Origin of the sequence: Enterococcus sp. AZ191 (assembly GCF_051713845.1) — a bacterium.
In the GTDB taxonomy this organism is placed as follows: domain Bacteria; phylum Bacillota; class Bacilli; order Lactobacillales; family Enterococcaceae; genus Enterococcus_B; species Enterococcus_B durans.
On record NZ_JBIOQS010000001.1, the window covers coordinates 148,257 to 170,278 of the forward strand.

At 38.4% G+C, this 22,022-nt stretch carries 16 protein-coding genes; all 16 read right to left on the bottom strand.

Annotated elements, in window-relative coordinates:
• Window positions 1-49: 49 nt before the first annotated feature.
• Window positions 50-2,323, bottom strand: coding sequence for a bifunctional glutamate--cysteine ligase GshA/glutathione synthetase GshB (gene gshAB / locus IGI47_RS00775; protein ID WP_438784436.1), 2,274 nt, complete (start codon window positions 2,321-2,323; stop codon window positions 50-52).
• Between the two features lie 296 nt (window positions 2,324-2,619).
• Entirely contained in the window at window positions 2,620-3,618 is a 999-nt protein-coding gene (gene ftsY, locus IGI47_RS00780; protein ID WP_311930678.1) for a signal recognition particle-docking protein FtsY, read from the bottom strand.
• A 10-nt stretch (window positions 3,619-3,628) separates the two neighbouring features.
• Window positions 3,629-4,438 carry a Cof-type HAD-IIB family hydrolase gene (locus IGI47_RS00785; protein ID WP_311930679.1) on the bottom strand — a complete coding sequence of 270 codons (810 nt, stop codon included), beginning with the start codon at window positions 4,436-4,438 and terminating at the stop codon, window positions 3,629-3,631.
• A gap of 8 nt (window positions 4,439-4,446) precedes the next feature.
• Window positions 4,447-8,025, bottom strand: a complete 3,579-nt coding sequence (smc, locus tag IGI47_RS00790) for a chromosome segregation protein SMC (RefSeq protein WP_311930680.1) — start codon at window positions 8,023-8,025, stop codon at window positions 4,447-4,449.
• A gap of 22 nt (window positions 8,026-8,047) precedes the next feature.
• On the bottom strand, window positions 8,048-8,734 hold the full coding sequence (rnc, locus tag IGI47_RS00795; protein ID WP_016177197.1) for a ribonuclease III: 687 nt from the start codon (window positions 8,732-8,734) through the stop codon (window positions 8,048-8,050).
• A gap of 398 nt (window positions 8,735-9,132) precedes the next feature.
• Window positions 9,133-9,756, bottom strand: a complete 624-nt coding sequence (locus IGI47_RS00800) for an ATP-binding cassette domain-containing protein (protein WP_311930681.1) — start codon at window positions 9,754-9,756, stop codon at window positions 9,133-9,135.
• On the bottom strand, window positions 9,749-11,722 hold the full coding sequence (locus IGI47_RS00805) for a DUF1430 domain-containing protein (protein ID WP_438783050.1): 1,974 nt from the start codon (window positions 11,720-11,722) through the stop codon (window positions 9,749-9,751). Before IGI47_RS00805 ends, IGI47_RS00800 begins: the two co-directional genes overlap by 8 nt.
• Window positions 11,723-11,885: 163 nt before the next feature.
• The gene (locus IGI47_RS00810; protein WP_311930683.1) at window positions 11,886-12,269 is read right to left on the bottom strand and encodes a hypothetical protein; all 384 of its coding nucleotides are present in this window, start codon (window positions 12,267-12,269) and stop codon (window positions 11,886-11,888) included.
• A gap of 334 nt (window positions 12,270-12,603) precedes the next feature.
• The gene (locus tag IGI47_RS00815; RefSeq protein WP_311930684.1) at window positions 12,604-14,388 is read right to left on the bottom strand and encodes an oligopeptide ABC transporter substrate-binding protein; all 1,785 of its coding nucleotides are present in this window, start codon (window positions 14,386-14,388) and stop codon (window positions 12,604-12,606) included.
• A gap of 22 nt (window positions 14,389-14,410) precedes the next feature.
• Window positions 14,411-15,325 (bottom strand): ABC transporter permease, encoded by a 915-nt coding sequence (locus tag IGI47_RS00820; protein ID WP_081133725.1) that lies wholly within the window; start codon window positions 15,323-15,325, stop codon window positions 14,411-14,413.
• 26 nt (window positions 15,326-15,351) lie between these two features.
• On the bottom strand, window positions 15,352-16,314 hold the full coding sequence (gene opp4B, locus IGI47_RS00825) for an oligopeptide ABC transporter permease (protein ID WP_005880710.1): 963 nt from the start codon (window positions 16,312-16,314) through the stop codon (window positions 15,352-15,354).
• The gene (locus tag IGI47_RS00830) at window positions 16,314-17,258 is read right to left on the bottom strand and encodes an ABC transporter ATP-binding protein (protein WP_081133724.1); all 945 of its coding nucleotides are present in this window, start codon (window positions 17,256-17,258) and stop codon (window positions 16,314-16,316) included. The genes opp4B and IGI47_RS00830 overlap by 1 nt, the downstream gene beginning before the upstream one ends.
• On the bottom strand, window positions 17,259-18,263 hold the full coding sequence (locus IGI47_RS00835) for an ABC transporter ATP-binding protein (RefSeq protein WP_311930685.1): 1,005 nt from the start codon (window positions 18,261-18,263) through the stop codon (window positions 17,259-17,261).
• 274 nt (window positions 18,264-18,537) lie between these two features.
• Entirely contained in the window at window positions 18,538-18,780 is a 243-nt protein-coding gene (acpP, locus tag IGI47_RS00840) for an acyl carrier protein (RefSeq protein WP_438783053.1), read from the bottom strand.
• 122 nt (window positions 18,781-18,902) lie between these two features.
• Window positions 18,903-19,904 (bottom strand): phosphate acyltransferase PlsX, encoded by a 1,002-nt coding sequence (gene plsX / locus IGI47_RS00845; RefSeq protein WP_005880717.1) that lies wholly within the window; start codon window positions 19,902-19,904, stop codon window positions 18,903-18,905.
• A gap of 47 nt (window positions 19,905-19,951) precedes the next feature.
• On the bottom strand, window positions 19,952-21,988 hold the full coding sequence (gene recG, locus IGI47_RS00850) for an ATP-dependent DNA helicase RecG (protein ID WP_438783055.1): 2,037 nt from the start codon (window positions 21,986-21,988) through the stop codon (window positions 19,952-19,954).
• Window positions 21,989-22,022 lie beyond the last annotated feature (34 nt).

Here is a 22,022-nt window from a genome sequence, read left to right on the forward strand (position 1 = left end):
CCCCAATTATTTTGGTCTAGCAGAAGAGATAAATATTTTTTTTGCTCTGTTATTTTTCAAAAATTTCTGGATATAACAATTGTAAAACATTCATTGTCAGTCTTCTGCCTTTTCCTGCAAACGGGTAGACATGCATATGCATCGCTGGATTAAAGTTCGCTTCAATGATTCCATAGGCAGTTGGATTTTTCTCAGGGTCTACTTCTTTATCTGGAATGATCAAATCGATTCCACTTATTTTCGCACCTAATGCTTCCACCGCTGAAACTGCAATTTGTTTATAGTCTTCAGAAAATTCATCCGTCACATCAATGGAGTCACCTCCAGTACTGATATTTGAATTTTCCCTCAAATAAACGATTTTGTCTTTGGCGGGTACAGAAGATACCGTTAATCCCTGTTCCTTCAACATCAATTGTTCTAACTCTCCCAGTTGGATCAGTTCCAATGGTGCGCGATGGTTCGTTCCTCGTAACGGGTCAAGATTCTTTTCAGCAACTAACTCCTCTACTGTTCGCACACCGTCTCCTACGACATTTGCCGGAACTCGAAGCAAGATGGCTTGGACCTCACCGTTGATCACAAAGAAACGGTACTCCGTTCCCGGCATGAATTCCTCGACTAAAACAGAAGCATCTTCCCTAAATGCGATAGCTAATCCCGCTTGATAATCTTCTAAGCTTGCTCCATCTTTGAAGATAGTGATTCCTAGCCCATAATTCGTAGACTTCGGTTTGATCACAAATGCTTGCTTGGCAAATCTCGGATATGCTTTTATCGCTTCTTCCATTGATGTAAATTCTGCACCATTTGGTACACGGAATCCTGCTTCTTTTAAAATTTTCTTCGTGACTGTCTTATTCTCCATGATCAAAGGAACGATATAGCTATCTTTACTTGTCATATTTGCATTTTTCACATATTCGATATGTTCCTGATGTTGTAATCGTAAAAATTGATCAGCTTCATCAATTACTTTCACTTCTACTCCTTTTTGGATCGCATCAAATAAAAAGAGTTGTGTAGAAAGTTCCATATCTCTAAAGCCTGCTAATTGATAAGGACGTGCATGTGCTTCTTCATCATATTTTTTACTTAGGTTCAGGGCAAACTCGTGCTGACTTTTTTCCTTTGCTTCTTGATAGATTTTTCCTGCTAAAGTCTCTGCTGGTTGTAGCATTTTCTCAATCATTTTCTCAATCAAAGAGATCGCTGTTGGCTGTTCTAACTCGATCAGCATTTCTTTCATCCCATTCAATACCTTAAGCCCTTCTTCAAGAAAAGCTGTTTGCTTCAACGGGTGTTCAAGAGAAACTATTTCATTTTTATCCGTACCTTCTTTCACCCAAGCATCTGGTTCTTGTTCTTCTTCTACCCACAACATGTACGTCAAAAATAGTTGCAAAAATTTCACTTGTTCTGGATTGATTCCAAGACGTGCATAGGGATTCAGGTCAATGTTTCGCAACTCGATGTATCGTACTCCAGTTGTCGTCAGATCCGCTACTCGTTTCCCGCCACGGAAGCGTATAGGTGTGTAAAATTCTTTTTCTTCTGACAATTTCCCTTCTTCCACCATCTGTTCGATATCGGATAAATAGCGTTCCATTGATGAATAAGATACTTTGACATTTGGATGATTCGTATAGCCAAATGAACTGTTGCGAATGCTTCGAACCGGCTCGCTTGGTGCAGGTTTATCGACGAAATAATTTGCTTCACTAAAAGGAGAAGCCCCATATAGATAAGTGATCAACCAACGGTAATGCAAGAAATTTCGCGCCGTTTTTAGATACAGTTCTGTTTTAAATGATGTAAAATCAGGAAATTCCGTTTGTTGCGCGAACAATGATCGTAATAAATCATCGCCAAATTCAAAATTAAAATGGATACCGCTCACCATCTGCTTTCTTTTTCCATACTCTTTGGCTAGATAGCGGCGATAAAGTACATCCTCGAAATTCGCTAATTTCGCGATCATGATTTCTTCGTCTTTCGTCGGTAGTGCAGGTGGCATACTTAACGGCCAGATCATTTCCTCATCAGAGATCGACCGAGAAGCGACATCATAAATAGCCGCTAAATATTGGAATAGTTCCTCCACTGAATCAGTGACGGGTGTGATCAATTCAATTTGTGTTTCGCTAAAATCTGTTTGGATATAGGGATGGAATGCTCGATCACCAAATACTTCAGGATGATCGGTTCGTGCTAAAGCTCCTGTCAGATCCACTCGTTGTCCTTCACGTTCAACACCAAAACGTGCTTGATCGATAAACGGGCGTGAGTTAGGATGCAAGAGTAAATATTTATAATTCATTATTCATTGTCCTCCAGTTCATATGCCTCTAATTATAGTAAAAATCCTCTAGAAAAAGAACGAAATTGTTTTAAAATGAGAAAAAAGAAAAATTCAACTTTTATGTAGAGCCCCATCTTACTTTTTTATGTTCTCTTCTCATTCTAAAAAAGAAGCTGAAGAACCAGAAAATATTTTCATATTCTCATGGTACTCCAGCTTTTTCTTTAGCTACGTTTATGTGATCAATTATTCAGTTGATCATGGTAGTTTTTCCCCTAAATCAGGTACTTTCTTTCAAAGAACAGTCATAACAGATTTTATTCTTCTTTTAATAACCCTTTGAACAAGCCCACAACAAAATCGTTTGGCTCGAATGGTTCCAAATCATCGATACCTTCGCCAAGACCGACTAATTTGACTGGTAGATGCAATTCATTACGGATGGCTAATACGATTCCGCCTTTTGCCGTACCATCTAGTTTCGTCAATACTAACCCAGTAACATCCGTCGTTTCCTTGAATTGTTTCGCTTGGACCATTGCGTTTTGGCCAGTTGTCGCATCAAGGACGAGTAAAGTTTCATGGGGTGCTTCTGGTAATTCCCGTTGGATGACACGTTTTATTTTTTCCAATTCATTCATTAAATTGACTTTATTTTGCAAACGGCCTGCTGTGTCCACCAATAAAACATCCACTTGTTCATTTTTCGCTCGTTCCATTGCATCATAGACAACAGCTGCAGGGTCACCTCCGGCATTTCCACGAACTACTTCTACCCCAGCACGTTCGCCCCACACAACTAGTTGGTCGATCGCACCTGCACGGAAAGTATCAGCGGCAGCCAGCAAAACTTTCTTGCCTTCGTTTTTATACTGATGCGCAAGTTTCCCGATGCTTGTGGTTTTTCCAACTCCGTTCACGCCGACAAACAAGATGACTGTCAAGCTATCTTCTTGAATGTTCAATTCATTGACTTCGTTGATTCCCTCTTCTTCATACAGATCAACTAATTTTTCAATGATTGCATTTTGGATCTCTGCTGGTTTTTTCGCATTCCGGAGTTTTACTTCTTGCCGGAGCGCTTCCGTGATCTGGATCGCTGTTTCAAAGCCCACATCTGCGCCAATCAGCGTTTCTTCTAGTTCTTCAAAGAAATCTTCATCTACTGTTCGGAAATTTGCAAATAACTCATTCATGCGTTCCCCAAATGTTTTTCGGGTTTTTTCTAGTCCTTTGTCGTACTTTTCTTGTACTTCGACTTCTTCTGCTTGTTCTTCTCCAGTAAACGCACGTTTGATCTTATCAAAGAATCCCATAAGTTCCCTCCTAATCTAAAACAAATTTTTGAATGACTTTTGCCACACCATTTTCAACGTTGCTTGAAGTAATGTAATCTGCTAATTCTTTCACAGCTGGCACCGCATTTTCCATCGCTACACCTAATCCAGCATATTCGATCATCGGTAAATCATTTTCTTCATCCCCGATTGCCATGATTTCTGCTGGTTCTAATCCTAGATCTTTCGCTAATAGAGAGATTCCATAAGCTTTTGTGACACCCTTAGGCATGAATTCCAGAAGCATGCTTCGTGTTTTGATGATTTCATATCTTTCATGGAATGTAGCTGGTATCTCTTTGATTTTTGGATCTAATTCTTCTTGTGGGTAAGCAATGACAGCTTTATTCAATACAAATTCATCTGTAATATCTGCTAATGTTGCTGGTTGAAATTGCAGCAATTTATTCAACACATTATATAGTGATTGCTTCTTGGGCGCACTTGGCAACTGCAGCACCCGATTATCTGATAAAACATCTAGTGGCAAATCCAACTGTTGGGCTAAATCATACAATCGGTGGATATCTGCAACTGTCATCACTTTCTTTTCCATGATTTCGCCTGTGTCATTTTTTTGGACCAGACCTCCATTGAAAGTAATGCTAAAATCGCCTTCATCTACTAAACCTAGTTCTTGCAGATAGTGAGCCATCGCTGCTAATGGGCGCCCTGTACATAACACGATCTTGACCCCTTTTGCTTTAGCTTCGGCCAACACACGCTTATTCTCATTTGAGATTTTTTTCTCTTCATCTAATAATGTACCATCTAAATCAATCGAAATTAATTTGATCATTTATTTTCCTACACTTTCGTTTCCATTTTTCCTTCTTCGTTGATATCCTCCATACGAACCGAAACGATTTTTGAAACTCCCGATTCCTGCATCGTCACGCCGTATAAAACATCGGCAGCGACCATCGTTCCTTTACGGTGTGTAACCACGATGAATTGTGTGCCATCTTGGAAATCACTTAAATAACGTCCAAAGCGTTTCACGTTTGCTTCATCTAATGCAGCTTCAACCTCATCTAAAATACAGAATGGGACCGGACAGACTCGAATGATCGAAAACAGCAAAGCAATAGCTGTCAACGCTCTTTCTCCACCTGAAAGCAAACTCAAACTTTGTAATTTTTTTCCTGGTGGTTGAACTTCAATCTCAATCCCTGTTTTCAAAAGATCTGTTGGGTCTGTAAGCACTAACTCCGCACGTCCGCCACCAAACATATTCGGAAATACCACTTTGAATTCTTGACGAATCGCCTCAAAGACTTCTTTGAATCGTGTACGTACTTCATCATCCATCTCTTCCATCGTTTCAAAAAGTTGATTTTTCGCAGACAACAAATCGTCCCGTTGAGTCGCTAAAAATGTATGTCGCTCATTGACTTGTTCAAATTGTTCGATAGCACTCAAGTTAACGGGGCCTAAGTCCTCGATCTGCTCTTTCAATGACGCAACTTCAACACGGCTCACTGCTACATCTTCTGTTTCTTCATAGTCAACGATTGCTTTTTCAAAACTGATTTGATATTCCGTTTGTAAGTAACCTAAATGAGTATCAAGAAGTACTTCTGCCCGATCTTTTTGCACTTCCAGTTTCGATTGTTCTGTCAGTTGGATTTTTTGTTGGCGATTTTGTTCTGCCAACACGATTTCAAGCTGGTCGATTTCTTTCTGGATATTCTCACGCTGTGCCTTTATTGTTGTTAATTCTATTTGTAATGCTTCACGTTTCGCTGATAGCTCGCCGATTTTTTTCTCTAAACTTTCTTCTGTCATCTCATGGTCTGTAAAATCAGCTGTTAAATTTGCTAGCTGCTTTTCCAAACTTTCTTGACGTTCCAATGCTTCATTTTTTTGGACACGTGCTCCTCGCAATTGGATCTGTAAATGATTGAATTGTTCTTTTAAAACAGCCAGATCTGCTTGTTCTTGCGCTTTTTCAGCTTGGACTTGGTTTTTTTTCGCTTCCATTTGATCACTTTCTTGACTAAGTGATTTGATTTCTTCATCAATCTGTTGGCGTTGCAACTCGATTTCGCTCTGCCTTGCTGTAAGCTCTGTTTGCTGCTTCTGATACGTTTCAATAAATTGCTGTAGTTCACGCGTTTCAAAATTCGATACTTGCTTTTCTTTTTCAAAACGAGCTAAATCATTCATGATGTTTTGCAAGTGGTTCGTTACTTCTTGCTCTTCAAGTCGCAACTGTTCTCCTTGCGTACGCAAAACTTCTTGTTTTTCAGCCAAAATCGTTATTTCTTGCTGTAATCCTTGCACTTTCTTTTCTTGAAGTTGCAGTTGTTGATCTGCTTCTTCAAACGCTACTGTCAATTGTTTCAATTCTTGGTTTTGTGAGAATAAACTTCCTTGATTTCCACGTTTATTCGCCCCACCGGTCATCGAACCGCCGGCGTTCATCACATCACCTTCCAATGAAACAACTCGGTACTGATAGCGAATGGTTTGGGCGATGGCATTAGCACTCTCAAGATCCTTAGCTAATAGAATCGTTCCTAACAAATTATGGACAACTGTTTGGATTTTATCAGGAAAAATCACTTGTTCACTCGCAATGCCTAAAAAGCCATCTACAGCTTCAGCTTGTGAAAGAATATGAGCTGGCAATTGTCGAGGTTTGATCGTTGTCAGAGGTAAGAAAGTTGCACGGCCACCTCTTTGTTGTTTCAAATAAGTGATTGCCTGACGCGCATCGCGTTCATTTTCCACAATGACATGTTGAGCCGCCCCCCCTAAAGCTGTTTCGATCGCCAAAGTGAAAGAGGATGGCACATCGATCAATTCAGCTACAGCTCCGATGATCCCTGACAGTTGTTGTTTGTGTTGTAAAACCAAACGTACCCCTTGATAAAAACCAAAATAATTTTCTTGGATCTCCTGTAAACTTTTTTGGCGTGCGCGCAATTGTTGCACCTGATTCATCAACTGATACATTTTTGGTTGTTCTTGTGCTAATTGATCCTGGTATTTTTTTCCATTTAGTTGGATTTTTTCCAGTTCATTTTTATTTGCTGCTAATCCTGTTTGGAGATGCTCTTGTTTCTTTGACAATTCCTGACGTTTGGCTGTCAACTCTAGCACAGAAGCTTCCACTTCTGATTGTTTTGCTAACGCCTGTTTGCTTTTTGATGTTTCTTGCAAATATTGGCGTTCTAGATATTTCAGTTCATTCCCCACATTTGCCTGTTCTTGCATCAAATCAACATATTGATCGCGTAATTCAGCCAACAATTCTTTGGTTGATTTTTGGTATTTCTCTAATTCTTGTTGGGTCTTCATCAACTTTGTTTGCGCTTGTTGAATCTCTATTTCTTTTTCATTCACTTTTTTAGTCAAATTTTCTTGCATCTTTTCGAAGTGTCTGACTTTCTTCTGCGCTTCCGCTAAAGAGGTTTGATACTCTGCAGAACTTTTTTGTGTATGTTTTGTCCGCTCAAGTAACACATCTTTTTGGCCTTCTGCTTGTTTTAAACTCTCGGACAAAGCAAGTAATGTTTGTTGCCCCTTTTCGATCTGGCGATCTGCCTGCAGATTTTGTTTGCGTTTTTCTGCCAAGACTTCTTCTTGCGTTTGGATCTGTGTGGTCAAAGCAGACAATTCTTGATTGAATTGAACAAGTCTTGCTTGTTTCTCTTCCCATTCTTTTTTCGCTACTTTGATCTCTGCGATCATCAAAGCAATATCTGTTTGCGTCAAGTCTTCTTTTAGTCGTAAGAATTTTTTAGCTATTTCACTTTGAACAGATAAAGGTGCCAATTGTTCTGCCAATTCGTGGATAATATCTTGCACACGGCTAAGATTATCTTCTGTTTCGAACAATTTTTGTTCTGCTTTTTTCTTACGTTGCTTGTATTTCAAGACCCCTGCTGCTTCCTCAAAGATTCCGCGGCGGTCTTCTGGTTTACTGCTAAAGATTGCTTCGACTTTTCCTTGCGAAATAATCGAAAATGATTCTTTACCTAGCCCAGAGTCCATAAATAATTCTTGGATATCTTTCAATCGACAAGCTTGTTTATTGATATAAAACTCACTTTCGCCTGTTCTGCGATACCGTCTAGTCACGCTGATCTCGTTGTAATCTAACGGAAGATAATGATCCGTATTATCCAAAGTAACTGTGACTTCCGCTATATTTAGTTGTTTTCTCGTATCTGAACCAGCAAAAATAATGTCAGGCATTTTTCCGCCACGAAGACTTTTAGCTGATTGCTCGCCTAAGACCCAACGGATAGCTTCCGTAATATTGCTTTTTCCGCTTCCGTTTGGCCCAACGACTGCTGTTACACTGTTTTCGAAATCAATCACTGTTTTATCCGCAAAGGATTTAAACCCAGCTATTTCAATTCGTTTTAAATACACTAAGCATTCCCTCACTCACTTTTTACAATGCTGCTAGTGCATTTTCAGCAGCAGCTTGTTCTGCTAATTTTTTCGATTTTCCTTGACCTGTCCCGATCAATTTGTTGTCAACGTATACTTCGATCCAAAAAATACGTTCATGGGCGGGTCCTTCTTCCTTGATCAAGCGATATTCAATGAAGACGTCCCCTGATTTTTGCAATACTTCTTGTAGTTTCGTTTTATGATCCATCTCATGTGAAAAAGCACCTGCTTTAACTTTTGGAAAGACGACTGCTTTGAGAAAGTCATGGGCTGCTTCAAAACCTTGATCTAGATACAAAGCGCCTAAAAAGGCTTCAAACAGATCACAAAGAAGTGCTGGTCTAGTACGTCCTCCAGAATTTTCTTCCCCTTTGCCTAACATGATGTATTTATCAAAACCACATTCTTTTGCAAATTTTGATAAGCTATCTTCACGTACGATTGCGGCACGGGTCTTCGTCAATTTTCCTTCTGGAATATCTGGATATAAACGATATAGATATTCAGAGACCATCAATTCTAAGACGGCATCTCCTAGAAATTCCAATCGTTCGTTATCAGATAATTGAAGGTTGCGATGCTCATTCACATAGGATGAATGGGTAAAAGCTTGTTCAAGTAGATTTAGATCGTGAAAAACGATAGTATACTTTTCTTTTAGTTCTTTTGTCAGCTGATTGTCCATTTTCCACATTCCTTTATGGATATTTTTTCAATACTTCCTTATTATACTGGTTTTTTCATAAATTTGAAATGGTTGAAATAAAAGGTAAGCAAAGCCTTAATAAACACTCCAAAAATTTTGATTTTTGCTACCCATTCTAGAAAAAAGTAAGCAATGAAGGCTATAGACACCACAAATAAGCCGAAATACGAGGCTGGGACAGAAGTGTTTAACTCCAAGAAATAAGAAGAGGTTCACGAAAGTTGCTTTTCAAATTTTTGTGAATTTCGGCTTATTTCCGAAGGAGTTGCTTCTGCTCCCACCGTTTATCCGTTTTTAAAGAATGAGACAAAAGTGTTTCTTACTTTTGTCCCACGCTCATATTTCAGCTCACTGTACCTATTTATTTCGATTTTAAGCTAGAAAGTAATCAGATTTTTCAACTCAGTAAGATCGATGACTCGACCTAACCGCTTGGCTAATTCTAAATCGTGCGTCACAACTATAACTGTCTTTCCCTGTCGGTTCAATTCTTGCAGAGTTTGGATCACGATTTCTTTATTTTTCTGATCTAATGAAGCTGTTGGTTCATCAGCAAAAATTAATGGTGGGTCCTTCAAGAATAGACGTGCTAACGCCACACGTTGCTGCTCTCCACCGCTCAAACGAAATATTTTTTGGTTTAACAACTGTTCTACTTGAAATTTTTCCAATGCGGCAACTATTTTTGATTGATCTTTTGTTACCAATTGCAAATTTTTTTTCACCGTTTCATTGTCGATCAAAGCAAAATTTTGAAATAGAAAACCCGCCTGTTCTCGAAAAAATTTCCGTTTGTGTTTTCGCAAGATTTTTTCCCCATTTATGAAGATCTCACCTTTATCTACTTCCTCAAGTTGTCCCAAACAATTTAATAGTGTTGTTTTACCAGAACCACTTTCTCCAATGATCGCTATCATCGAACCGCTATCTAAAGTAAAAGATAACTCTTCGAAAACCACTTTTTCGTTAAATTTTTTTGAGATGCCTCTCACTTCAATCATTTTTAATCACCTCGAGTCGTTGTTTTTTTTCAGCAATGTAAGTCATAACTAAAAGTAAACTCATTTCAAAGATAGCTACTGCTAACGAGTTCGCTAACCACTCTGCTCTCCAGAAAGATAAACTACTTAATGCGACAAAAGAACTAACACTCATTTTAAGGTAATAATCTCGATGGTGCTGCCACAAAGTTTTTCCAAAGATATATTGAAGAAAAAGACGTTTACTGTTCATTTGAATATAAACCATACTTGAATAGCCTTCTATTGCCACAAAACTAGTAATCAAAAAAAACCAAGTTATCACTGCTGTATAGTATTCAAACCGATTTTTTACAATAGTCTCATTGATCTGGTCTTTCACAGCAATCAAACCAAAAAATTCTTTCTGTAGTTGATGCTCTTGGATAAAGTGCTGAACTTCTGTTGCTTCACGAAATAGATACGTCCCATTCGAAATATCAGCTATCCAACTATCGATATTTGGTTCGATCAACGGTAGCGAAATCACTACAATCACAGGATCAAAAGCATACATGTTTTCCCATAATTGATGATTATAATTAAAAAGTACTTGATTTGATTGTATATATAGTATGTTTAATTCTCCTTGATATACAGTGCTTTCGTAGTCAAATGGATGTTGATAAAAATTTAGATCTTTCTCTATTTCTTTCACAATAATACTGGTATGCCTTCTCTTATTTTCAGGAATCAATAGATGGAAAGAATGTTCATCTAACCTCTGGATTACATTTCCGCTCCTATCCTTTACATTTAGCTCTCGAACGGCATTCTGGTTAGCCACCCAGAGAGCATTTTTATCAACATAATTATAAAGTGGATGCTGTGCCATCAACTCTAGATCACTTAGAAAAACACCACCTGATTGCTCCCCTTTTTCTATCAGAGGTAATAATAACTGATTTATTTGGCTAGAGTTTTCTTTTTGTTGCTCCTTGCTTTGTTTAAAATTTGGTAGTAATTGAGTACTATTGCTAAACTGCAGATGGTAGTAATCTGGAATCTGTGTCCAGTAATTTAGTTGTTCCTGCAGGATTTTATTCTCAGTCATTTTTGCCGAGAGCATTGCCACATTGAGAATCATGCACACCATGATCATTGCTTTAAGTAAGAGATTGGTGTTCGCTAGCCACGTGTATGGTTTTTCTCCTTTGATTTTTCTAGTAATAGCACCTAAAGCAAAAAAGTAGCTACTCGATACATGAAGAAGACCAATACATATGATTCCAAAAATAAGAATTGGGCCATAAAGAAATTGCATATGAGGGTAGAAAAAAAGAAAAGCTCCTAAGATTCCTGCAAACAACCCGACGTCACAACCAATATCTCTTAAAATAAGGCGATAGTTTGGACAGCCTAGCATCTCTCTGATTCCTATTTTTTTACGGATCGAGGATTTATAGAATCCTAATGCTACAATCAAGCATAAGAAAAGAATAAAGAATAATTGTCCGATACTACCGGACAACATCGAAGCAAAATAGAAAAACCACTGAGCCTGTTCAATTTCGATCCCGATTCCATTCTTATATAATTCCTCTTTCATGTCTTTAGGAGGTGCTTCGGTTATCAAATATAAGCCAAGTACTTCTTCATTTGTTAATTCGGAATAATCATAAAAAAATGTCGGATAGTCTGAAGGAATCACTGGATAACTATATGTAGAATTTTTTATTTTATCAAACGTATAGATTTCCTTTTTTGTCTGACCATCTTCGCCAATTCTAAAAATCAATTTATGTATAGATACCTGTTTTTCACGAGCATAGTGGGCGATTTTTTGGAATATTTCTTGATTGTTTTTCTGTCCGCCTACTGTTTCCACCATAATGCTTGAGTGGACACTGGGAATTGCTGATTTGATCACTTCTGTGCCAATAAAGGACATACTATAGAAAAAACTAACGACAGTAAATAAAAAGAAAAAAGAATATATTTTTTTCATTATTTTAAAAAAAAGAATACTTGAATAAAACCTACTCTAAAATAATACCCGAACTATTTTCAATACATGAAACCTCGTGAACTGCGACAAGGTCCTACTTGATGTAAAAGCAATAACTAAGTTCGGGTATTTCGTTCTAATGTTTTATCCTAGCTTCTCTTCTTTATCTCCACCACCATCCGGAAGTATTTCCAGTAAATGCACGTGAAGCCGTTGCTTTAGCCGTTCTACCGGGAAGTCCATATACTGTCTTCACCTGTTTCCCTTTAGCTTGTACCGCTACTTCTCTTTGCGTAGGGTAAAACTCTCCCCATACTGTGCCAAATCCGGGAATTCCTGTCACGCCCCCATAAAACGTATTTGTTGTGATTCTTGTTTGTCTTGGAAGTAAACTGTTTGTTTCATCTAGATCCAAGATCGTTGGTTCTGTGGTCACCACTAAAGGTTCAATCGTTTGTGTTGCACTGACTTGAGAAAGCGGGGTAAATAAAACAACCATAGAAAAAAGCCCAATGATACATGTCATATTCTTTTTGATTCTTCTCATCATCATTCTCCTTTTCAGTTTTACTTTAAGTCCCAACAAGCGATTTTTGATGTTTCCAACACCGAGTCGTTTTGCCTCCTTTTTTAATTTATGATGAAGAGCATTCGCTCTAGATCATCGCTGGATATTCGATTAGTCTGTCATTATTAAATAACGATTTTTAAGATATGGATTTCTGACTTTATCCCTCTCTTAAATAGTAAGCAATAACAATGTTATGTACAAACGATAACTTGTCATTTCAAATTAAAAAACATCCATAATCAACCGCATCTTAAAATAAACAAAAAAACCACAAAACAGATCAACTGTTTTGTGGTTTTTTCTGATTTTTTTATGAACGTGAATCTGCTGTTACAGAAACTTTAGCCCATGGATTTGGTTCATCGTATGCCCAGTTCCAATCTTTTACGCGATCGTTGACTGGCAATACTTCATTACGGAATAATGTTGGGATTGCAAAAGCTTCATCGAAAGCATATTTTTGCCATTTCTTATAAGCTTCTTTTTGGTAATCCGCATCGAATGATTTATCAGAGCCGATATCATCAATCAATTTTGTATTTTCATCTGAAGCAAAGCGTGTGTAGTTGAATGCTGCATTTTTTCCCCACAAGCCATTTGGATTTGGATCGGTACCAGTATTCCAAGCTGCTTGGTATACATCGATTTCAGGATCATCATTTTCTAATTTGTCATAGAATGAGTTAAATTCGATCAGACGACCAGTTGTATATTTTACATTCAAACCGATTTTTTTCCATTGTTGAACATAGTAGTCAGCTAATGGTTGAGCTGTTTCGCCACCTGCCATTGATGCAAAGTTGATTGTCAATTTCTTACCATCTTTATCTTCTCTTAGACCATCGTCATCTACATCTTTGTAACCAGCATCATCTAACAATTTATTTGCTTTATCCATATCTTGAGTATAACCTTTTAGGTCCTTGTCATGATAACCTTCAAATACTGGAGGAATCAATGATGTTGCATTGCTTCTCAAACCAGCGTAGAAACGTTCACCTACTGCATTATTATCTAATGCATAGCCCATTGCTTGTCGCAATGATTTGTCTGCCATTTTTGAATTTTTGTCATAGTTTACAGTATTCTTAGCAGCATCCCATGTGCCTAGCTTGAAGCCTAGGTAAGTATAAGATGTTTGTTGACGACCTAAGTTTGTGTAGCCTTCTACATCTTTGTATGTGTCATACGTATCTGTAGGCATTTGGAAAACCATATCATACAATTTTGAAGTCACTGCTTCTGTTGCACTTGCAATTGGCACTGATTTCATAGTGATTTTTTTCAAACTAGGTTTTCCGTTCCAGTAGTATTCATTCGGTAAATATTCTACAGATTCACCAGAGACAATATTACTCATATAGTAAGGACCAAAAGTAACTGGATTTTTACGTACTTGATCACTTGATTCCATATCTTTGATTGCAACGCCTTCAAGCGTATGTTTTGGTGCAGCATAAGCCCAAATTCCGCCGCCAGCTTGTAGCATACTTGGTTCTACTTTTTTATATTGGATTTCAACAGTTGAATCGTCTACTTTTTTGATACCAGAAATTGTATCTGCTTTTCCATCATGATACTCTTCCATACCTACGATATTTTGGAAAGTATCGTCATAGCGAATACCCGTGTAATCTTTGTTACCGATAATTTCATAAGGGAAAATAACATCATCCGCTGTTACAGCTTTGCCATCAGACCATTTTACGTTATCTTTGATTTTGATTGTTGCTTTTTTCGCATCTTGGTCTAAATCTAACGTTGCAGCCCCTTTATCATTGATTTTGAAACTAGCGTCATTAGCAAACAATGCTTCATGAGAAGGTGCCATGAATGCAGCATCATAAGAATCTTGATAGAATTCCCATTGGAAAAGTCCTTTGAACTGGCTGTCTGTTGCTACCGCAGCCTCTAGTTCGCCGTCTTTCACTGAATCTTTATCATTTTTTGTTGCTAAAGGAAACGTTAACTCTTTTTTACTGTCCCCTTTATCTGCGGAATTGCTTCCTGAAGAATCAGTACTCCCGCCACTACCGCAAGCAGCTAGTGCTACTACTGTAAGCAGTGTTGCAAATCCTAAAACCGTTTTTTTCATATCCTATATCCCCCTTTTCTTTCTATCCTAGTCGTTGTCGGGCATCAGCAGAACGCTTGAATGCTTGACCAACATAGTTGATACTTAACATCAAAACTAAAATTAGAATTGACGCAGGTAACCAGATCCATTGTCGATTCACTAAAACTTCTCCACTGCTGGCATAGCCAATCAATGTCCCTAAACTTGGAACATTCGCTGGCAAACCAAACCCTAAGAAAGTCAAAGTGGTTTCGATCCCAATATTTGCCGCAAAGTTCATCGTTAAGTTGGTGATGATCAATGAACTTAAGTTCGGCATGATTTCACGGAACATGATTTTAAAATCGCCTGTTCCCATCGTCTTCGAAGCACTCACGTAATCACGTCTTGCTTCAGATAATGTTTTACTTCTGAATAATCGGGCTTTTGCCACCCAATAAAAAGCACTCATGATGAAAATAAATGACCATACGTTGTAATTCGCAATAATCGATACAAACACGATGATGATCAACATGATCGGTAGAATCATGATAAAATCAACGATACGCATCAAAATATTATCAACGATCCCACCGTAGTAACCAGAGATGATCCCTAAGCCTACACCAATGATGGACGTAATCACTGTGATCGCAAAGCCAATCGTCACAGAGTTTCTGGCACCAATAATTAATTGTCCAAGAACATCACGACCACCTTCATCTGCACCTAAAATAAATTTTGTACCTTCAGCGGAAATAGCACCCGGAGCTGCATACTTGTCAAAGATACTTACGTACATCACTTTGTCTTGGTCAGTGAATAGCGCACCAATAAAAATGACTAACAATAAAACAACTAGTAAGCCTAATGAAAAAATGGCTATTTTATCTTTTTTAAATTCACGCGCAATCATTCGCAAACCCATTGGTGGGATGCTTTCTTGCGTAACTTCTTTCTTTTTATCGCTCATTTGCTTTTGCTCCTTTCAGATTGATTTTATTGGATACGAATACGTGGATCGACGATGCTCATGATGATATCTGATAGCAAGGTTCCAATCAACGTTGCAATTCCTAAAATCAATACTAAGGATGTAATAACCGTATAGTCTCGTTGACCAATCGCATCGATAAACAATTTCCCGACCCCAGGATAACCAAAGATTTTTTCAATAACTACTGAACCTGCAATCAAGGAAGTGATTTCATATCCCATCTGCGAAGCCATCGGCAATGCCGCGTTACGGAAAATGTGACGACTAAATACTTTTTTCGTTGGTACACCTTTTGAACGGGCTGTCCGTACAAAATCCAAAGACTTAGAATCAATGACTTCACTTCTTAAATACTGGATCGTGACAGCTGTTGCTAAGAAGGCTTGGGTAATCGATGGTAAAATGATATATTTCATTCGGTCAAACAGCTGCGTAATAAATCCGCCCTGCAATCCCAAGGTCTGTGAACCGCTCGTTGGAAACCAGCCTAAGCGATAACCAAAAATAAACAGCATGATCAGACCAAAAATGAACAATGGTACAGCAAAACTGAAGAAGTTATAAATCACGACCACTTTATCTAAAATCGAATTTTGATATCTACCTGCTAACATTCCTAGCGGTACAGCAATCAAATACGTAATAATAACTGTCAAAACTGATAGATAGAGTGTATTGATGATTCGTTCACCGATCAAATCAGCAACTGTACGTTTATATAAGAAACTTTGCCCCAAATCCCCATGCAGTGCGTTGCCTATCCAACGGAAATATTGCTCATACCACGGATCATTCAATCCTGCGGCTTGTCTCATTCGTTCAATAACAGCTGGATCTTGGTTTGGATTGATCAATCCGGTAAATGGATCTCCCGGCATCGCTTTTGCCAACATGAAGATCAATACACTAAGTATGATCACTTGCGGGATCATCAGTAGCACACGTCTTAGAATCGTTTTCCACATTAACTAGCACCTCCGTCTTTCAACGCTACTTCATGCGTTGCTGTAATCGTACGTAAATCGTATACTCGTCCCGTCTGATCGTAATACTCATTTTGGTTTTGAATATACTCTTTTTCCACTTTTCGACGATTCTCTTTATGAAGTTCTCGATTTTCCACATCAATCTGAGGAATAGCCGAAAGCAAACGTTTGGTGTAGATGTGACGTGGGTCATTATAGATATCTTCACGAGTACCAATCTCAACAAAGCGTCCTTTATACATAATAGCAATGTTGTCACACATATGCTTTACGACTCCTAGGTCATGAGAAATAAATAAATAGCTGAGGCCAAATTCTTGTTGGATTCGCTTCATGAAGTTTAATACTTGCGCTTGTACAGATAAATCTAAGGCAGATACTGGTTCATCTGCTACAATTAATTTTGGATTCGTTGCTACTGCTCGAGCAACACCGAGACGTTGACGTTGACCACCCGAAAATTCATGTGGGTATTTGTACAATGCATCTTCAGGCATTCCTACGATATCTAGCAATCCTTTTACTTTTTTCTTTTCTTCCTGATCGCTCAGACGTTCGAAATTCCGAATAGGTTCAGCAATGATATCTAATACTCGTTTTTTAGGATTTAAACTGGACATCGAATCTTGGAAGATCATTTGGACATCTTTGTTATAGCCGATTTTTTTTCGGTTACTTCGCTGAGTCACATCTTTGCCTTCGTAAATGATCTGACCAGATGTAACTTTTTCCAAACCAACAACCGCTTTTCCGGTTGTCGATTTTCCTGAGCCGGACTCACCAACCAACCCATAAGTCTTTCCTTTTTCAATGATAAAATCTACGCCATCTACTGCGTAAACATGATCCGTTACTCGATTAAAGAAACCACTACGAATCGGATAGTGAACTTTCAAATCGTTGATTGTGATTAATTCTGACATCTACACCTCTCCTTTTTCGTCTCTAAAGTGGAAATGTTTGTAGCATGAGCAACGAACCAAATGATTCGGAGCAATTTCATGAAGAACTGGATTTTCTTCATGATCACTCACGGGGATCCACGGAATCCGAGGAGCAAAACGGCAACCTTCACGCGGCATGTTTTTTAAAGATGGAACAACCCCTTCAATCACATGTAGTTCCACATCATGATTTCCTTCTTGAGGAATAGAGTTCAATAAAGAACGTGTATATGGATGTTGTGGATTTTCAAATAATTCCTTCACACTTGCTACTTCAACAAACTGACCTCCATACATCACGGCTACACGATCCGCCATTTCAGCAACGACACCTAAATCGTGCGTGATGAGGATGATTCCTGCTTTTGTTTCTTCTTGTAAATCTTTTAATAAATCAAGGATCTGTGCTTGGATTGTTACATCTAAAGCAGTAGTTGGTTCATCAGCGATGATGATCGGTGGCTTGCAGGCAATGGCAATTGCGATGATCACACGTTGTCTCATCCCACCTGATAATTCATGGGGATATTGTCGTCCTACTCGTTCAGGATTAGGAATACCAACTTGTTCTAATAATTCTAAAGCACGAGCTTGTCTTTGTTCCGCGTTCATTTTTGTATGGTAAGACAAACCTTCTTTTATTTGGTCTTCAATTTTCATCAAAGGGTTTAATGCAGATAATGGATCCTGAAAAATCATGCCAATATCATTTCCCCGAATCTTGTTATATAAAGTTTCGTTTAATTCGATCAAGTTTAAATCATTATATAAAATTTCGCCTGTGATCTTTGTATTGTTTGGATCAAGTAACCCCATGATAGTAGTAGCTAACGTACTTTTCCCGCACCCAGATTCGCCCACGATTGCTAAGATCTCGTTTTTATCTAACGTAAAAGAAACGTCATCTACCGCATCGTAATATTCATCTTTAAGACGGAAGCCTGTATGTAGGTTTTGAACATCTAATAGTTGATTATCTGACAATCGAATACCCCTCTCTGCTCCCACGACGGAAGTTTTATTAATAAAAAATAATATTACACAGAGTAAAACGTTTTATAACAAGTATTATTTTAAGCTTCGTGTAATAGATTATTAATAATTATATAGAAAATCGTTTTATAATGCAAGATTATTTCGAAGTGTTGCCAGAATTGTCAGAAAAATCTATTTAAAACCCTTTTCATTTTCAGAAAAGATTAAAAAAAAGTGAGTAAAGGCCAAAAAATGGTCTTTACTCACTTCTCTCTATCAAAAATTAGTTAAGATGACTGCTGATATAATCTACCGCACCGCCAACTGTTTCAATTTGTTCTACGTCTTCATCAGAGATCTCTGTTCCAAACTCGTCCTCAAGCTCCAAAACAAATTCCATGATGCTAATTGAGTCAGCTTTTAGGTCATCTTTGATATTTAATTCATCAGTTACTTTATCTGTATCAATTTCAAAATGATTTGAAATAATTTTCGCTACTTTGTTAAATATTTCTTCACGTGCCAATGTTTTCACCTCCAACAATTATCGAAATTGCCGACTTTCTTTCACCAACGCTAATTCTACTGGCAATTTTTAAGAATGTCCACCTTTTTTTCACCGACTTTTTCTCATTCGGATAAAAAAAGTCACTCTGCGCTTTTTTCAAATTGTTCAACCAATTGGCCGACCACATTTGTTTCAAGCATCGTATGGATTTGACGGATCGTATATCTTACCGCATCTGGACCCGTTGCACCATGAGTTTTGATCACTGGCGCTTTCAGTCCAAAGAGCACAGCTCCGCCATGTTTAGAGTAATCCATTTCAGATTTTAATGAACGCAGGCCGTTTTTTAGTAGGACAGCCCCCATCTTTCCTTTAAAACCTTCATTTAAAATGGCTGATTTCAAAAGATCCATCATATTCATTGCAGTACCTTCGATTGATTTCAACACAGCATTCCCAGTGAATCCATCGGTGACGACCACGTCAGCAACACCATTTAGCAATTCTCTTGCTTCTACATTACCAATGAAATTCAAACTCGTTTCATTGTGCAGTAATTCAAAAGCCTTTTTCGTAAGTTCGCTTCCTTTAGTTTCTTCTGTTCCGTTGTTCAATAATGCAACCCGAGGGCGACCAATACCACGAACTTTTCGTGCATAAAACGAACCAAGTATACCATATTGTAGAAGATGCTCCGCTTTGTTTTCAGCATTTGCACCTAAATCCAACATATCAAAACCAGCATCAGGTTTGCCAATAACAGGCAATGTGGACATTAATCCAGGACGTTCGATGTTTTTGATCCTGCCGACGATAAATAATCCTGCAGCTAATAATGCTCCTGTATTTCCGGCTGAGAAAATAGCGTCTGCCTCTCCATTTTTCACTGCTTGCGCCGCTAAAACCATCGAAGCGGTCTTTTTACGACGAATCGCTTTAACTGGTTCATCATCACTGCTTATTTTTTCGTCTGTATGCACGATCGTGATATTTTTTTCATTTGTCAAATATTTTTTGATTTCTGCTTCCTTACCATAAAGGATAAATTCCACATCCGGGAAATCTTGTTGTGCTAAAGCCACACCTTCCACAATTGCTTGTGGTGCGTGGTCGCCCCCCATTGCATCTACGGCGATTCTCATTATTTCCACTCCTTTTTTATCATCACTATAAAGTATAGCATAGTCTGCTAATCAAAATAATGATTATCCTGATTTTCTACCTCTAGACTATTTACCAAAGGCCGATATTCTGGTAGTACCTGCCAATTTTTTATTTGCCAAACATTCTGCGCTTCATCACGGGCGACTTCTAACACATTGCCATCAGCCACAAGATCTGCAATCGCAAATTGTGGCAACCCTGATTGGCGAAAACCAAAGACTTCTCCAGGGCCACGTAGTTCTAAGTCTTTTTCACTTAATACAAAACCATTATTTGTTTCTGTCATGATTTTCATCCGTTCAACGCCTAATTCATTTTTAGGGTTAGCGACTAATACACAATAGGAAGCATCACTGCCCCGACCAACTCGGCCACGCAATTGGTGTAACTGAGCTAGTCCAAAACGATCCGCATCCATGATCAACATGACCGTGGCATTTGGAACGTTTACTCCGACTTCGATAACGGTCGTCGAAACTAAGATTTGCATTTTGTTTTCTTTGAAAGTTTCCATGATCGCATCTTTTTCTTGGTTCTTCATTTTACCATGTAATAATCCCACTTCATACTGAGGTGCAAACAACTCACTTAATTTCTCATAGATTTCTACTGCATTTTTCACATCAAGTGCTTCGGATTCCTCGATCAATGGACAAATCACATACATCTGATGCCCCTTAGCTAATTCTTTATGTGTCCAATCTAATACACTATCTAACTGTGGTGTTCTCACCCAACGTGTTTCGATGGGGATCCGCCCGGCTGGCAGCTCATCGATGATCGAAACATCCATCTCTCCATACGCGGTAATTGCTAACGTACGAGGAATCGGCGTTGCAGTCATGAACAACACATCTGGCCGCCAACCTTTCTCCCGAAGAACTTTTCGTTGATTGACACCAAAGCGATGCTGCTCGTCTGTGATCACTAACCCAAGATTTTGAAACTCCACGCCTTCTTGGATCAACGCATGTGTACCTATTATCATGTCTATTTCTCCGGTTTCTAGCTGTTCAATTAGTTCCTTTCGTTCTTTGGCTTTCGTTGAACCAGTTAAAAGACCAAGCTTTACTTCTGTTGGATCAAACAATTGCTGTAAACTTTCCATATGCTGTTGTGCCAAAATTTCAGTGGGTACCATCAATGCGCCTTGGAATCCCGCTGTGATCGTGGCATACAAAGCAATGGCAGCTACAATCGTTTTCCCACTTCCTACATCCCCTTGTAAAAGACGTTGCATATGCTGTGGGCTTCTAAGGTCACGACAAATTTCATTCGTTACGCGTTTTTGTGCATTCGTTAATTCAAAGGGCAATTTTTTGGTAAACTCTTTTAATCGCTGGATATCGTATAAGATCTCCAGTCCATTTTTTTCTGCTTTTTCGGCTTTTTTTAGTCCTTGAAGTCGCATTTGGAACAAAAAGAATTCCTCAAAAACGATTCGTCGCTTCGCCTGATGATTTTCTTCATGATTTTTTGGGAAATGCATACTTCGAACAGCTGTTGATCGATCCAATAAACGATACTTCTCAACTAAGTAGATCGGCAGATTTTCTTCAAGTAATTGTCCATATTCTTCAAATCCTTTTTTTATCAGATCAACTAAGGTCGTTTGGCGTATCGATTTATTGACATGATAGATAGGAGAAAAATCATCTAATGTTTGAGAACCTAAGATTTTCATCCCATTTAAAGCTTTTCGTTTCACATCCCATTTTCCATAGACAGCGATTTCTTCCGATAAAATGATTTTATCTTTTAAATAAGGTTGATTGAAAAAAGAAACATTGAACACTGCATGATCTTGCATCATTCGAAACTGTAATCGGCTTTTTTTGTACCCGAATCGGCTCATGACAGGTGGAGAAACCACAAGTCCTTTTAAGGTTACTTTCTCTTGGTCTTGGATCTCATTTAAATTTCTTTCTTGGATATCTTCATAGCGAAAAGGATAATAGGTCAGTAAATCTTCAATCGTATGTATGCCTAAACTGGCAAGACTCACGGCTCTTTTCTCTCCCACACCAGCCAACACCGTAACTGGATCATTCAAAGATCGCATGGTCATTTCCTCCTCTTCGTCATTTCCCAACTGG

What these genes read in the sequence shown, in the direction of transcription:
- recG (WP_438783055.1), bottom strand. Translation starts at nt 21,988, where the DNA reads ATGCGATCTTTGAATGATCCAGTTACGGTGTTGGCTGGTGTGGGAGAG.
- IGI47_RS00800 (WP_311930681.1), bottom strand. Translation starts at nt 9,756, where the DNA reads ATGATTGAAGTGAGAGGCATCTCAAAAAAATTTAACGAAAAAGTGGTT.
- IGI47_RS00815 (WP_311930684.1), bottom strand. Translation starts at nt 14,388, where the DNA reads ATGAAAAAAACGGTTTTAGGATTTGCAACACTGCTTACAGTAGTAGCA.
- IGI47_RS00805 (WP_438783050.1), bottom strand. Translation starts at nt 11,722, where the DNA reads ATGAAAAAAATATATTCTTTTTTCTTTTTATTTACTGTCGTTAGTTTT.
- IGI47_RS00830 (WP_081133724.1), bottom strand. Translation starts at nt 17,258, where the DNA reads ATGTCAGAATTAATCACAATCAACGATTTGAAAGTTCACTATCCGATT.
- plsX (WP_005880717.1), bottom strand. Translation starts at nt 19,904, where the DNA reads ATGAGAATCGCCGTAGATGCAATGGGGGGCGACCACGCACCACAAGCA.
- opp4B (WP_005880710.1), bottom strand. Translation starts at nt 16,314, where the DNA reads ATGTGGAAAACGATTCTAAGACGTGTGCTACTGATGATCCCGCAAGTG.
- IGI47_RS00820 (WP_081133725.1), bottom strand. Translation starts at nt 15,325, where the DNA reads ATGAGCGATAAAAAGAAAGAAGTTACGCAAGAAAGCATCCCACCAATG.
- IGI47_RS00785 (WP_311930679.1), bottom strand. Translation starts at nt 4,438, where the DNA reads ATGATCAAATTAATTTCGATTGATTTAGATGGTACATTATTAGATGAA.
- ftsY (WP_311930678.1), bottom strand. Translation starts at nt 3,618, where the DNA reads ATGGGATTCTTTGATAAGATCAAACGTGCGTTTACTGGAGAAGAACAA.
- IGI47_RS00810 (WP_311930683.1), bottom strand. Translation starts at nt 12,269, where the DNA reads ATGAGAAGAATCAAAAAGAATATGACATGTATCATTGGGCTTTTTTCT.
- rnc (WP_016177197.1), bottom strand. Translation starts at nt 8,734, where the DNA reads ATGGACAATCAGCTGACAAAAGAACTAAAAGAAAAGTATACTATCGTT.